General features: G+C 68.5%; 11 protein-coding genes. All 11 read left to right on the top strand.

Going from position 1 to position 13,219, the window contains the following annotated elements:
- The first annotated feature begins 40 nt into the window (after nt 1–40).
- The 11 genes from FOF48_RS33165 (at nt 41) to fabZ (ending at nt 13,211) form a co-directional block, all read left to right on the top strand.
- Nucleotides 41–1,360, top strand: a complete 1,320-nt coding sequence (locus FOF48_RS33165) for a DUF4105 domain-containing protein (RefSeq protein ID WP_143908501.1) — start codon at nt 41–43, stop codon at nt 1,358–1,360.
- Between the two features lie 48 nt (nt 1,361–1,408).
- A protein-coding gene (gene prfB, locus FOF48_RS33170) for a peptide chain release factor 2 (protein ID WP_235686114.1) occupies nt 1,409–2,531 on the top strand; the annotation gives its coding sequence in 2 pieces (ribosomal slippage) (nt 1,409–1,477 and nt 1,479–2,531; 1,122 coding nt in all).
- Nucleotides 2,532–2,687: 156 nt separating this feature from the next.
- Nucleotides 2,688–3,320, top strand: coding sequence for an RNA polymerase sigma factor (locus FOF48_RS33175; protein WP_143908443.1), 633 nt, complete (start codon nt 2,688–2,690; stop codon nt 3,318–3,320).
- Nucleotides 3,317–3,697, top strand: coding sequence for an anti-sigma factor (locus FOF48_RS33180; protein ID WP_143908445.1), 381 nt, complete (start codon nt 3,317–3,319; stop codon nt 3,695–3,697). The genes FOF48_RS33175 and FOF48_RS33180 overlap by 4 nt, the downstream gene beginning before the upstream one ends.
- A 120-nt stretch (nt 3,698–3,817) precedes the next feature.
- Nucleotides 3,818–5,377 carry a lysine--tRNA ligase gene (gene lysS / locus FOF48_RS33185; RefSeq protein WP_143908447.1) on the top strand — a complete coding sequence of 520 codons (1,560 nt, stop codon included), beginning with the start codon at nt 3,818–3,820 and terminating at the stop codon, nt 5,375–5,377.
- Between the two features lie 12 nt (nt 5,378–5,389).
- Nucleotides 5,390–7,756 (top strand): ABC transporter permease, encoded by a 2,367-nt coding sequence (locus FOF48_RS33190; protein ID WP_143908449.1) that lies wholly within the window; start codon nt 5,390–5,392, stop codon nt 7,754–7,756.
- 2 nt (nt 7,757–7,758) lie between these two features.
- Entirely contained in the window at nt 7,759–8,433 is a 675-nt protein-coding gene (locus tag FOF48_RS33195; protein ID WP_143908451.1) for an ABC transporter ATP-binding protein, read from the top strand.
- 76 nt (nt 8,434–8,509) lie between these two features.
- Complete coding sequence (gene bamA / locus FOF48_RS33200; RefSeq protein ID WP_186002176.1) at nt 8,510–10,987, top strand: outer membrane protein assembly factor BamA; 2,478 nt, start codon at nt 8,510–8,512, stop codon at nt 10,985–10,987.
- A gap of 116 nt (nt 10,988–11,103) precedes the next feature.
- Nucleotides 11,104–11,664 carry an OmpH family outer membrane protein gene (locus FOF48_RS33205; RefSeq protein ID WP_143908454.1) on the top strand — a complete coding sequence of 187 codons (561 nt, stop codon included), beginning with the start codon at nt 11,104–11,106 and terminating at the stop codon, nt 11,662–11,664.
- A gap of 15 nt (nt 11,665–11,679) precedes the next feature.
- Entirely contained in the window at nt 11,680–12,744 is a 1,065-nt protein-coding gene (lpxD, locus tag FOF48_RS33210) for a UDP-3-O-(3-hydroxymyristoyl)glucosamine N-acyltransferase (RefSeq protein WP_143908456.1), read from the top strand.
- Nucleotides 12,741–13,211 carry a 3-hydroxyacyl-ACP dehydratase FabZ gene (gene fabZ, locus FOF48_RS33215; RefSeq protein ID WP_370456618.1) on the top strand — a complete coding sequence of 157 codons (471 nt, stop codon included), beginning with the start codon at nt 12,741–12,743 and terminating at the stop codon, nt 13,209–13,211. Before lpxD ends, fabZ begins: the two co-directional genes overlap by 4 nt.
- The last annotated feature ends 8 nt before the right edge of the window (nt 13,212–13,219 follow it).

Genomic DNA, 13,219 nt, shown 5'->3' on the forward strand with positions numbered 1-13,219 from the left:
TAGGTAGTCGGCGCCCGCCTTCCGCGTGTTGGATGGAATGATGCTCCGCCTGCCGTCCCTGATTGTCTCCGCCCTCCTGGGGCTCCTGCTGCTCTCGTCCCCCGCGCGCGCCGCGTCCGTGCCGCCGTGGGGCACGGGCGAGAGCCGGGGCGAGGACCTGTCCATCTGGCTGGTGACGTTCAGCCCTGGCGACGACGTCTTCTCGTGGTGGGGCCACGGCTCGCTGGTGGTGGAGGACCGCGCCCGGCAGATGCAGCGCCTCTACAACTACGGGATGTATTCGTTCGACGACCAGACGGTGGTGCACTTCGCCAAGGGCCGCCTGGAGTTCTGGGTGGGCGAGTCGAGCGTCAACGGCACCTTCCGCTTCTACAAGTCGCTGGGCCGCGACGTGCGCGTGCAGGAGCTGAACCTCACGCCGGAGCAGCGCGTGACGGTGGCGAAGAAGCTGGCGGACAACGTGCTGCCGGAGAACCGCGACTACCTCTACGAGCACTACAGCGACAACTGCGTGACGCGGCTGCGCGACATGATCGACACGGCGGTGGGCGGCCAGCTCTCCCAGGCGGAGAAGGCCCCGGCGCGCATGACGCTGCGCGAGCACACGCGGCGCTACACCGCGGTGAGCCCGCCGATGAGCTTCCTGCTCGACTTCATGATGAACGACTCCATCGACAAGCCCATCACCCGCCGCGAGGAGGCCTTCCTCCCGGACGAGCTGGAGCAGCAGGTCGCGGAGCTGAAGGTGCCGGGGCCGGACGGGCAGCCCGTGCCCCTGGTCGAGAAGCAGTGGGACTACTTCGCGTCGTCGCGCCCACGCCCCCCCGCGGAGCCGCCGAAGTTCGGCCCGTGGATCCTCGCCCTGGGCGTGCTCCTGGGCACAAGCGCGCTGGGGCTCGCCGCCTGGGAGCGCAAGGGCAGCCGCGCGGCGCGCATCCTCCTGGGCCTGGAGAACGCGGTGGTCGGCCTGGTGCTGGGCATCCCGGGGCTGGCGCTCGTCGTCATGTGGGTGGGCACGAACCACGTGGTGACCCACCACAACGAGAACCTCTTCCTCGCCAACCCGCTGACGCTCCTGGCCGTGCCGTACGGCATCCGCCTGACGTGGAACAGCGCGAAGGCGCGGGCGCGGCTCAAGTGGGTGTGGGCCTGCCTCGCGGCCACCGGCGCGCTGGGCCTGGTGCTGAAGGTGCTGCCCTGGTTCGACCAGGACAACTGGCGCTGCATCGCCCTCATCCTGCCCATCTCCCTGGGCATGGCCGGCGCCTTCTGGCTGGACCAGCTCCGAGCCCGCGTGACAGGTACGGCCCGCCCGCCGCCCCGTCAGGACGCGCCGGTGTCATCGCTCAAGGCTTCCTGAACGCCCCCCGACTTCCTCAAACCTCCCGACACACGAAGGACGAACACCATGGCGAACGATTCGATGGAGAAGATCCAGGCCCTGAAGGAGCGCCTCAACGCGCTCCGGGGGCATCTTTGACCTCGACCGCAAGCGGTCCCGCATCGCGCTGATTGAACGTGACTCCACGCAGCCCAACTTCTGGGACGACAACACCAAGGCCCAGGGGCTCCTGAAGGAGAAGTCCACGCTGGAGGCCAGCGTGGGCGCCTTCGACAAGACGATGCGCGGGCTGGACGACGCGCAGACGCTGCTGGAGCTGGCGGCGGAGATGAACGACGAGGCGAGCGCGCAGGAGGCGGAGGGTTCGCTCGCGTCGCTGGAGGCGGAGGTCGCGAAGCTGGAGCTGGCGCGGATGCTCTCCGGCCCGCAGGACCGCAGCAACTGCTTCATGGACATCAACGCGGGCGCTGGCGGCACGGACTCCATGGACTGGGCCGCCATGCTGCTGCGCATGTACTCGCGCTACGGTGAGACGAAGGGCTGGAAGGTCGAGCTCAGCGACGAGGTGCCCGGCGAAGAGGCGGGCTTCAAGAACGTCTCGCTGCGCATCGAGGGCGAGAACGCCTACGGCTACCTGAAGGCGGAGGTGGGCGTGCACCGGCTCGTGCGCATCAGCCCCTTCGACGCCAACGCGCGCCGGCAGACGGCCTTCGCGTCCGTGGACGTGTACCCGGAGGTCGACGACAGCATCCAGATCGACCTGCCGGAGAAGGACATCGAACTGAAGTTCATCCGCGGCGGTGGCGCGGGCGGACAGAAGGTCAACAAGACGTCGTCCACGGCGCAGCTGCGCCACCTGCCCACGGGCATCATCATCACCTGCCAGACGGAGCGCTCGCAGTCGGCCAACAAGGACATGGCCTTCAAGATCCTGCGAGGCCGCCTCTACGAGCTGGAGATGAAGAAGCGCGAGGCCGAGCGCGACGCGGCGGAGGCGGCGAAGAAGGACATCTCCTTCGGTTCGCAGATCCGCAGCTACGTGCTGGCGCCGTACCGCATGGTCAAGGACCTGCGCACCGGCGTGGAGACGGGCAACGTGGACAAGGTGCTGGACGGCGACCTGGACGAGTTCGTCACCGCGCAGCTCCTGGGCGTGAAGAACCCGAACCGCAACGCCTCCGCGGACTGAGGAGCACCCCAAGGGCTTCCGGCGCTCCACCCCTCCCTGGCGAAGGCCGGGGAGGGGTTTTTCGTTTCGGGGAACCTTTTCCCGGAGGCCGGTGTCAGGGGGCGGGGCAGGGGCGTGCGGTAGGATGCGGCCGGGCCCACACGGGCGGGAGGCACGGTGTCACCGGGCGGAGTGCTCGATGTTGGACAGCAGGCCCTGGCCTCCGAGGCCGCCCCGGACGTGCGCCGCGAGGAGCAGGCGCTGGTCTCCCGGCTGCGGCGCGGTGACCCGGAGGCCTTCGAGTCGCTGGTCCGCGAGCACCAGGACCGCCTCTATGACTTCTGCTTCCGCATGCTGGGCGACCGCGAGGAGGCCCACGACCTGGTGCAGGAGATCTTCGTCAGCGTGCACCAGAACGTCCGGCGCTTCCGCGAGGACGCGCGGCTGTCCACCTGGCTGTTCCGCATCTCCAAGAACCACTGCCTCAACCGGCTGAAGTACCTCCAGCGCCGGGGGCGGGGCCGCTCGGACGTGTACGACGAGGCGAGCGCCGCCGCCATCGCGGAAGGAGGAGGCGCGCCCCCGCAGCCGGACGCCGCCCTGGACGCGGCGCGCGAGCGGGCCCGGGTGCAGCGGGCCATTTCCCAACTGGAGCCCGATGCGCGCATGCTGGTGGCGCTGCGCGACATCGAGGGCTTGAGCTACGACGAGATTGTCGACATCACCGAGCTGCCCGAGGGAACCGTGAAGAGTCGGCTCCACCGGGCGCGCGAGAAGCTGGCGGACCTGCTGGGGCGGTTCGAACCATGAACGGCCTGGGGCGAAGGGGAACGGACGTGGAACCGCGATTGGATCATCTCCAGACGAAGGCGCTGTTCCTGGCGCTCGTCGACGAAGCGCTGCCGGCCCCCCAGGAGCAGGCGGTCCGCAGCCACCTGGACGGCTGCGAGGAGTGCCGCCAGGGGTGGGACCAGTACGCACGCACCGTGGAACGCGTGCGCACCGTGGAGCGGGAAAAGGCCCCGCCCGCGCTCGCGTCGCTGATCGCGGGCCGCGTGCGCCGTCAGCGCCGCTTCGGTCTGCGGGGGCTGCACCTGGCCCATGCCCACCACCGCTTCCCGGTGGAAGTGCTCATCCCGCTGCTCCTGGCCGCGGCGGTGGCCGCGTTTCTTTTGATGTCTTCCTGACGTCTCCCGCCGCTCCGTCACCCTCTGGGGAGGCAACCTCCGTCGGAAACACGCCTCCCTGATGCGTTGCGTACCGGGGGCCGCTTGGCTAGCGTGCCGCGCCTTTCACGAGAGCGCGTCATGGCCGAGACCGAAAACAAGACCCCCCCAGGTGAGAAGAGCGGCGAAGCGGCGGATCTCGGCTCCAAGGAGCAGGAGATCTACCAGCAGCGGTTGGACAAGGCCGGCAAGTGGCGCGAGGCCGGCTTCAACCCCTATGGCAACGGCTACGCCCCCAAGCACCAGGCGGCGGAGATCCTGGCCACCCACGCCCAGCACTCCACCGAGGACCTGGAGAAGGACGCCCCCGTCTACGACGTCGCCGGCCGCATCGTGGCCATGCGCTCGTTCGGCAAGGCCGCCTTCATCAAGCTGCGCGACCGCTCCGGAGAGATCCAGGCGCATGTGAAGAAGGACGCGCTGGGGGACCTCTATGAGGTCTTCAAGCAGGTGGACCTGGGCGACTTCGTCGCGGTGCAGGGCCCCGTCTTCCGCAGCAAGACGGGGGAGCTGTCCCTGTCCGCCACGAAGTTCGTGCCGCTCACCAAGTCCCTGCGCCCCATGCCGGAGAAGTGGCACGGCCTGACGGACGTGGAGATCCGCTACCGCCAGCGCTACCTGGACCTCATCTCCAACCCGGACGTGAAGCAGGTCTTCCTCAAGCGCAGCAAGCTGGTGAAGTTCATCCGGAGCTTCCTCGACGGGCGGGACTTCGTCGAGGTCGAGACCCCGATGATGCACCCGCTGGTGACGGGCGCGGCGGCGCGGCCGTTCGTCACGCACCACAACACGTACGACATCGACCTCTTCATGCGCATCGCGCCCGAGCTCTACCTGAAGCGGCTCGTGGTGGGCGGCATGGAGCGCGTCTACGAAATCAACCGCAACTTCCGCAACGAGGGCATCAGCACCCGGCACAACCCGGAGTTCACGATGCTGGAGTTCTATCAGGCGTACGCCACGTACGAGGACCTGATGGACCTCACCGAAGAGATGCTCTCCGAGGCCTCCCGCCACGTCACCGGCGACTCCAAGGTGAAGTACGGCGAGCACACCGTGGACTTCGGCAAGGGGTGGAAGCGCATCCCCATGGTGGAGGCCATCCGCGAGACCGTCCCCGGCCTGTCCGACAAGGACATGGCGGATCCGGACCGGCTGCGGCACGAGCTGCTCAAGACGGTCCACTCGGAGTCGGAGCGCCGCGCCGTGGACGCCATGAATCACGGCGAGCTGGTCGGAGGCCTCTTCGAGGCCCACGTCGAGCACACGATCATCCATCCCACCTTCATCACCCAATATCCCACCGCGGTCTCCCCGCTCGCCCGCCGCAACGACCAGAACCCGGAAATCACGGACCGGTTCGAGCTCTTCGTCGCGGGCCGGGAGATCGCCAACGCCTTCTCCGAGCTGAACGACCCCCTGGACCAGAAGGGCCGCTTCCAGGCCCAGCTGGACGCGAAGCAGCGGGGCCAGGAGGAGACGATGGACTACGACGAGGACTACATCCGCGCGCTGGAACAGGGCATGCCGCCCACGGCCGGTGAAGGCATCGGGATTGATCGCGTCGCCATGTTGTTCACGGACGCGGCCAGCATTCGCGACGTGATTCTCTTCCCTCTCCTCAAGCCGCTGTCGAAGTAGCCACGAGGCCTCGTGCACCCCGCCGAACGGCAGACAGACTATCGCTGGCCCTTCCTCTGGGCCGGTGCCCTCGTGGCTCTCGTGGGAGCCGCCCTCCTGGGCGTGGCCATCTCCGAATCCGAGGCGTGGGCCGAGGTGGCCGGCGCCCTGGGGTTGTCCTTCGTGGGGTGGGGCGGGCTCGTCCATACCCTCGAAGCCGGGGTGCTCGCCCTGGGCGCCAACCCGGCGGGGGCCGTCGCCGGGCCCCGGATGCTGGTGGCCGGGACGCTCGTCTGGCTGGCCGGCTGGAGCCTGATGGCCGCGGGCATCCGCCGCGCGCCGGCCTCCCCGGAAGGGCCCAGCCCCGCCGCGGGTGCCCCCCTGTATCCGCGCCTGGCGCGCTACCGGGACTTCTACTGGAGCACCCTGGGCGCCTACGGCGGCGGCATCCTGCTGGCCGAGCTGGCCATGCTGCTGCTCCAGACGGTGCTCTCCAGCGGCGTGCCGTCCGACCTGGGCGGCGCGGCGCGGGAGGCGGGCGGGGGCCTGTCGCTGCCTCCCACCATCGCCTTCGCCATCGCGCTCGTCATCGGCATGGGCGTGGCGTTCGCGTCGGGCTTCGTGGGCGCCTCGCGGGCCCAGCGGCTGTCCTTCCCGGAAGCCACCATCGGCGTGTTCTACCTGGGCCTGCCGGTGCCCATCCTCCTGTCGCTGATGGAGCGCGTGCCGAGCCTGCAGCTGGCGCTGGGCTACCGGCTGCGGGAGGTGACGTACGTCGCGGGGCTCATCGGCCGGCCGGAGCTGGCGTACTGGCTCGTCTTCGCCGCGCTGGTGCTGGCGTTGGTCCTGGGCATCAACACGGGCTTCATCGCGGCGGGCAGCGGCCGGGTGGACCTGCGCCTGGGCTTCGAGCTCTTCGTGGCGCGCCGGCACGTGGCGGTGTTCCGCCCGTCGCTGCTCCTGGGCGCGCTCGCGGTGCTGATGTTCGGAATCATCCCGCCGCTCATCGTCTACTTCATCATCCGCGGGGCGGAGTCCGCGGTGGAGCGCACGCGGGTCAAGTCCCTGGGCCTGGCGGATCCGCTCGCCGCCGCGTCCGCGCAGCACCGGATGAAGCTGCATGAGCAGTCCCCCACCATGATGATGACCGCGCTGTCGGTGGGCGGCGTGGGCGTGGGCGTGATGGCGCTCATCATCGTGCTCAGCGTGATGAGCGGCTTCGAGGCCGACCTCCAGAAGAAGATCCTCGGCACCAACGCGCACGCGGTGGTGTCCCGGTACGCGGGCGACCTGCCGGACTACGAGAAGGTGATGGAGCAGGTGAAGCGCGTGCCTGGCGTGGTGGGCCAGACGCCCTTCATCATCAACCAGGTGATGATCGCGTCGGAGGGCAACGTCGACGGCGTCATCATCAAGGGCATCGACCCGAAGTCGGTCGGCTCGGTGACGGACCTGCCTGAGAACATCCTGCCCGGCGGCGACCTGGGCCACCTGGAGAAGCCATCCGCGATCCTCCCCAGCAGCGCCGTGGAGGATCGCGAGGGCAAGGGGGCACAGGAGGAGGACCCCATCATCGGCAAGGCGTCCAGGCCGACGAAGGCCCCGGTGCTCCCGGGCATCATCATCGGCCGGGAGCTGGCCGCTTCCTTGCGCGTGGTGGTCGGGGACCGGGTGAACGTCGTCTCGCCGCTCGGCACGGAGCTGAGCCCCTCGGGCCCCATCCCCAAGAGCCGGGCGTTCCGGGTGGCGGGCGTCTTCTACTCGGGCATGTACGAGTACGACTCCAAGTTCGTCTACATCCTGCTCAAGGAAGCGCAGGACTTCTTCGCGGTGAAGGGCGCCACCGGCATCGAACTGAAGGTGGCGGACATCGACGACGCGCGCCGCATCGCCAACCAGGTGGTGCGCGTGCTGGGCGGCTATCCGTACCGCGCGCGCGACTGGGGAGAGATGAACAAGAACCTCTTCTCCGCGCTGCGCCTGGAGAAGCTGGTGATGGGCATCATCCTGTCCATCATCATCATCGTCGCCGCGGGCCTCATCGTCGCCACGGTCATCATGCTGGTGCTGGAGAAGCGCAAGGAGATCTCCGTCCTCAAGGCGCTCGGTGTCCCCGATGGCGGCATCGTGAAGATCTTCCTCGCCGAAGGGCTCCAGATTGGCGTGGCCGGCGGCTTCCTGGGCCTGCTCTCGGGCCTCGCGTGGTGCATCTTCATCGAGAAGGTGGGCATCAAGCTGGACCCGGAGGTGTATTACATCCCCGCGCTGCCGGTGCGCATCGAACCGGTGCAGACGGCGCTGGCGGTGGTCATCGCGGTGCTCGTCACCTACCTGGCGTCCATCTACCCGGCCCTCAAGGCGAGCAGCGTGGAACCGGTGGAAGGTCTGAAGGCGGAGTAGCCATGGCGCTGTTGTCCATTCGCAACGTCTTCAAGAGCTACTTCCTGCACGGCAAGCGCATCGACGTGCTGCGCGGCGTGTCGCTGGACATCCAGTCCGGAGAGCTCGTCTCCATGATTGGCGCGTCCGGCGCGGGCAAGAGCACCTTCCTGCACGTGCTGGGCACGCTGGATGCTCCCGCCGCGGGTGAAGTCCTCTTCGACGGGCGGTCCGTCTTCTCCATGAACGACGCGGAGATCGCCGAGTTCCGAAACCGCACCATCGGCTTCGTCTTCCAGAGCCACTACCTGCTGCCGGAGTTCACCGCGCTGGAGAACGTGGCCATGCCCGCCCTCATCCAGCGCAAGGAGCGCGGGGGGGCGTACACCTATGCCCGCGAACTCCTGGAGCGCGTGGGCCTGGGCAGCCGCGTGGATCACCGCCCCGGGGAGCTGTCCGGCGGCGAGGCCCAGCGCGTGGCCCTGGCGCGCGCGCTGGTGCTCAAGCCCGCGGTGTTGCTCGCGGACGAGCCCACCGGCAACCTGGACCCCACGACGGGTGAGGGCATTCACCAGCTGCTCCGGGACGTCAACCGGGACCTGGGCATCACCGCGGTCGTCGTGACGCACAACGAGACGCTTGCTCGCTCCATGCCCCGCCGCCTGAGACTGGCCGGCGGGCAGGTGTCGGAGGCCTGATGGCCGCTCGCTTTTGGATTGAGGGGCCCTTGCCCCATCCCGTAGATTGCCCCGCCTTTTCCTGGCCGGACTGCACTTGAGGCTCACCGTTCTGCGCAAGTCATTGCTCCCGCTGCTGGCGGTCGCCCTGTGGGCGCTCTGGCCCGGCCCTGCCCACGCCCAATTGGATGTGGACGCGGGCTCCCCCGCCGTTGTCCCTTCGCCCACCCCTGCCGCCACCCCCGTCACCGGTTCGGACGGCGGCCCGGCCACGAGCGGAGACGTCCCGCTCGCCACGCCCGCGGACGACGAGGACGCGAACGTGTCCCCCGCGGACCGCGTGGTGGAGGTCCGCATCGAGGGCAACCGCCGCGTGGAGGCGGAGGCCATCCGCCGCGCCCTGCGCACCAAGGTCGGGGACTCGCTCACCGGCAACCGCTCCGCGGAGGACCTCCGCGCCATCTGGGCCCTGGGCTACTTCTCGGACGTGCAGCTGCTCGTCCAGCGGCTGGCCAACGGCATCGCCTATGTGGTGCGCGTCACCGAGCGCCCCACCATCCGCGCCGTGCAACTGCAGGGCAACGAGGAGCTCAGCGCGGAGGACCTGAAGGAGCAGCTGGATCTCAAGGCCGGCACCATCCTCGACATCGAGGCCGTCCGCGCCACCCAGAAGAAGATCCAGGATAAGTACGTCGAGAAGGGCTACTTCCTCGCGGAGGTGACGTACCGCCTGGACCCGGTGGAGCAGGGCGCCGCGGTCAACGTCGTCTACGTCATCAACGAGCACTCGAAGGTGATGGTGAAGCAGATCACCCTTCAGGGCGCGGAGAAGGTGTCCGCGGATGACCTCAAGGCGGTGATGATCACCCGTGAGGGCGGCTTCCTGTCCTTCTTCACCGGCGAGGGCACCTACCGCGAGGAGGCCTTCCAGCGCGACCTCGCCGTCATCCAGATCGCCTACTACGACCGCGGCTTCATCAACGTGCGCGTGGACAAGCCCACCGTGCAGCTGTCCGCGGACAAGCGCGACATCTACATCACCCTGCACATCACCGAGGGTGAGTCCTACGACATCGGGAAGATCGACTTCGCGGGCGACCTGGAGCGGCCTCCGGAGGAGCTGCTCAAGCTGATGAAGTCGCACGCCAAGGAGCGCTTCAACCGCGGCCAGCTCTCCGAGGACATCACCGCCATCTCCGACGTGTACTTCGACAAGGGGTATGCGTACGCCAACATCAACCCCGTCACCTCCGTCAACGCGGAGACGCGGACGGTGGACCTGACCTTCGACATCCAGAAGGGCCCGCTCGTCAACATCGAGCGCATCGACATCGTCGGCAACTCGAAGACCCGCGACAAGGTCATCCGCCGCGAGCTGCGCGTCTACGAGGGCGAGCTCTACAACGGCACCGGCGTCAAGCGCAGCCGCGAGCGCGTCACCGCGCTGGGCTTCTTCGAGACGGTCGAAATCACCCAGCACCCGGGCAGCTCCGACAACGCCATCGTGTTGCAGGTGGAGGTGAAGGAGAAGGCCACCGGCACCTTCCAGGTGGGCCTGGGCTTCTCCAACGTGGAGAACTTCATCTTCACGGCCCAGGTGTCGCAGAACAACTTCCTCGGCTGGGGCCAGAGCGTGTCCGCGTCCGCGCAGATCTCGGGCCTGCGCTCCCTGGTGCAGCTGTCTTTCTACGATCCGTACTTCCTGGACACGAACTACCTGCTGTCCGCGGAGTTCTTCCGCGTCCAGGCGGACTACGAAGGCTTCATCCGCAACTCCACGGGCGGCACCGTCTCCCTGGGCCGCCAGCTGGTGGACGACGTGCTGGCCACCATCGGGTACACGCGCGAGTACGTGAACGTGACCGCGGGGCAGGGCATTGGCGCGGTGCTGCTCGCCAACCAGTTCCAGTCCGGCGTCACCAGCGCGCTGCGCCTGTCGGTGTCCTTCGACCGGCGCAACAACCGCCTCTTCCCGTCCAAGGGCTTCATCCACTACGGCTCGGTGGAGACGGCGCCCTCGTTCCTGGGCGGCACGTTCCTCTTCAACCGGTACACCGCCTACTCGCGCATGTACTTCCCCATGCCGCTGGGCTTCGTCTTCAAGACGAACGCCACCTTGGGCTACGTGCAGCAGCTGGACTCCAGCAAGCCGCTGCCCATCAGCGAGCTGTACTACGTGGGCGGTATCAACACGATCCGCGGCTACTACCTGCGCAGCATCAGCCCCACGCTGCTGGTGCCGCGCGCGGACAACCCGGACGCCAACGTCACCGAGTTCCGGGTGGGCGGCAACAAGCAGCTCATCTTCAACTTCGAGCTGGAGTTCCCCATCTTCGAGAAGGCCGGCCTCCGCGGCGTGCTCTTCTACGACGCGGGAAATGCCTTCGGCTCAAACGAGAAGTTCTTCCAGGACCGCCAGGACAAGCTGCCCCTGGGCCTCTTCCACTCGGCGGGCTTCGGCTTCCGCTGGTTCTCGCCCATCGGGCCCCTGCGCTTCGAGTGGGGCATCCCGCTGACCAAGCGGCCGTCGGACGACCCCATCCTGTTCGAGTTCACGATCGGTAACTTCTTCTGATAGGCATCGCCCCCAAGGCCCTCCCGGCCCCACTTCCGCCTCCCGAGGGCGGGAGTGAACAGGCCGGGCGGGTGGACGTCGGAGCCTGCAGCACCTTTTCCGAGGAGCCGTAACCCATGTCGCTTCGAAGCACCCTGGCGGTTGCCGCCGCTGTCCTGTCGCTCGCCCTCCCGGTTGCCGCTTCGGCCGCCGACCTCAAGGTGGCCTACGTCGACCTGCAGCGCGTGCTGCTGGAGGTGGATGACGGCAAGGCCGCCAAGGCCCGTCTCCAGAAGTGGCTGGAGGACCGTCAGAAGGAGATCGACAAGGAGCAGGAGACGCTGCGCAAGGAGAAGGAGGTCCTGGACAAGCAGGCCAGCGCGATGAGCGAGGCCACCCGCACCCAGAAGGCCACCGAGCTCCAGAAGAAGGTGATGGAGCTGGCGCAGAAGTACGAGCGCAGCCGCGCCGAGGCGGCCAACAAGGAGCGCCAGGAGATGGAGCCCATCATCAGCCGCATCGACCAGGTCATCGCCAGCATCGCGGAGCGGGACGGCCTGGGCTTCGTGCTGGACAAGCGCGACTCCGGCATCGTCTTCGCGCTGGCCCAGTACGACATCTCCAACGAAGTGGTCCGCAACTACAACAACGCCAAGAAGCCCGCGCCGGTGGCCAAGGACGCCCCGGTCAAGAAGTAGGCGTTGGACGCCCCCGTGCCCTCCGCATCCAACGCGCACCGGCTGGGGGACATCGCCGCCCACGTCCGGGGTGAGCTCCTCGGCGACCCCGGCCTGCTCGTCCACGGCCTGAATGGCCTGGAGGAAGCCGCCCCGGGGGAGGTGTCGTTCTACGGCAACCCCCGCTACCGCCGGCAGTTCGAGGCCACCCGGGCCTCGGCGGTGCTGGTGGGCATGGACGCGCCGGCCCGCGACGGGCTGGCGCTGGTGCGGGTGAACAACCCGCACCTCGCCTACGCGAAGCTCCTCGCGCTGTTCCACCCGTCCGTCCGTCCGGCGGCGGGCATCCATCCGTCCGCCCACGTCCACCCGGAGGCCACGGTGCACCCGGAGGCGTGCGTGCGCGCCGGGGCGGTGGTGGAGCAGGGCGCCCGCGTGGGAGCCCGCACGGTGCTGCACCCCGGGGCCTACGTGGGCGAGGACGCGCGCGTGGGCGACGACTGCGTGCTCTACCCCCACGCCACGGTGCGGGAGCGGTGCGTGGTGGGCTCGCGCGTCATCCTCCACGCCTCGTCGGTGGTGGGCGCGGACGGCTTCGGCTTCGCCTTCGACGCGGAGGCGGAGGACGGGCCCGTCCACTTCAAGATTCCCCAGGTGGGCATCGTCCGCATCGAGGACGACGTGGAGGTGGGTGCTTGCACCTGCATCGACCGCGCGACGGTGGGTGAAACGGTGGTGGGGAAGGGAACGAAGCTCGACAACCTCGTGCAGATCGCCCACAACGTGCGCGTGGGCCCGCTGTCGCTCATCTGCGCGCAGGCGGGCGTGTCGGGTTCGGCGGAGGTGGGCACCGGCGTGGTGCTCGCGGGGCAGGTGGGCGTGGTGGGCCATATCCGCGTGGGAGACCTGGCCAAGGTGGGCGCGCAGTCCGGCGTCGCCCACGATGTCCCGGACGGTCAGGTCGTCAGCGGCAGTCCGGCCATCCCCCACAAGGACTGGCTGCGCGCCAGCGCCGCGTCGGGCCAGCTGGCGGACCTGCTCAAGGAAGTGCGCGCCCTTCGCAAGAGGGTGGAGACGTTGGAGAAGGAGAAGGGCGGATGATGGACATTGGCGAGATCCAGGCGCTGCTCCCGCACCGCTACCCGTTCCTCCTGGTGGACCGGGTGGTGGAAATCGTGCCGGGCCAGAAGCTCACGGCGTACAAGAACGTCACCATCAACGAGCCCTTCTTCAACGGCCACTTCCCGGGGCACCCGGTGATGCCGGGCGTGCTCATCCTGGAAGCGCTCGCGCAGGCCACCGCCATCCTCGCGTACAAGACGGAGAACATGGACCCGTCGCGGCTGGTGACGTACCTGATGGGCGTGGACAACGCGCGCTTCCGCAAGCCGGTGGTGCCCGGGGATCGGCTCCAACTGGACATCGAGGTCATCCGCCACAAGGGCGCCATCTGGAAGACGAAGGGCCTGGCGTCGGTGGATGGCGCCAAGGTGGCGGAGGGCGAGTTCCTCGCCACGGTGGTGGACAAGAACAAGGCCGCCAAGGGCGACGAGGGCGCGGCGCCGTAACCACGGCG

Origin of the sequence: Corallococcus sp. Z5C101001 (assembly GCF_007352635.1) — a bacterium.
Taxonomy (GTDB): Bacteria; Myxococcota; Myxococcia; order Myxococcales; family Myxococcaceae; genus Corallococcus; species Corallococcus silvisoli.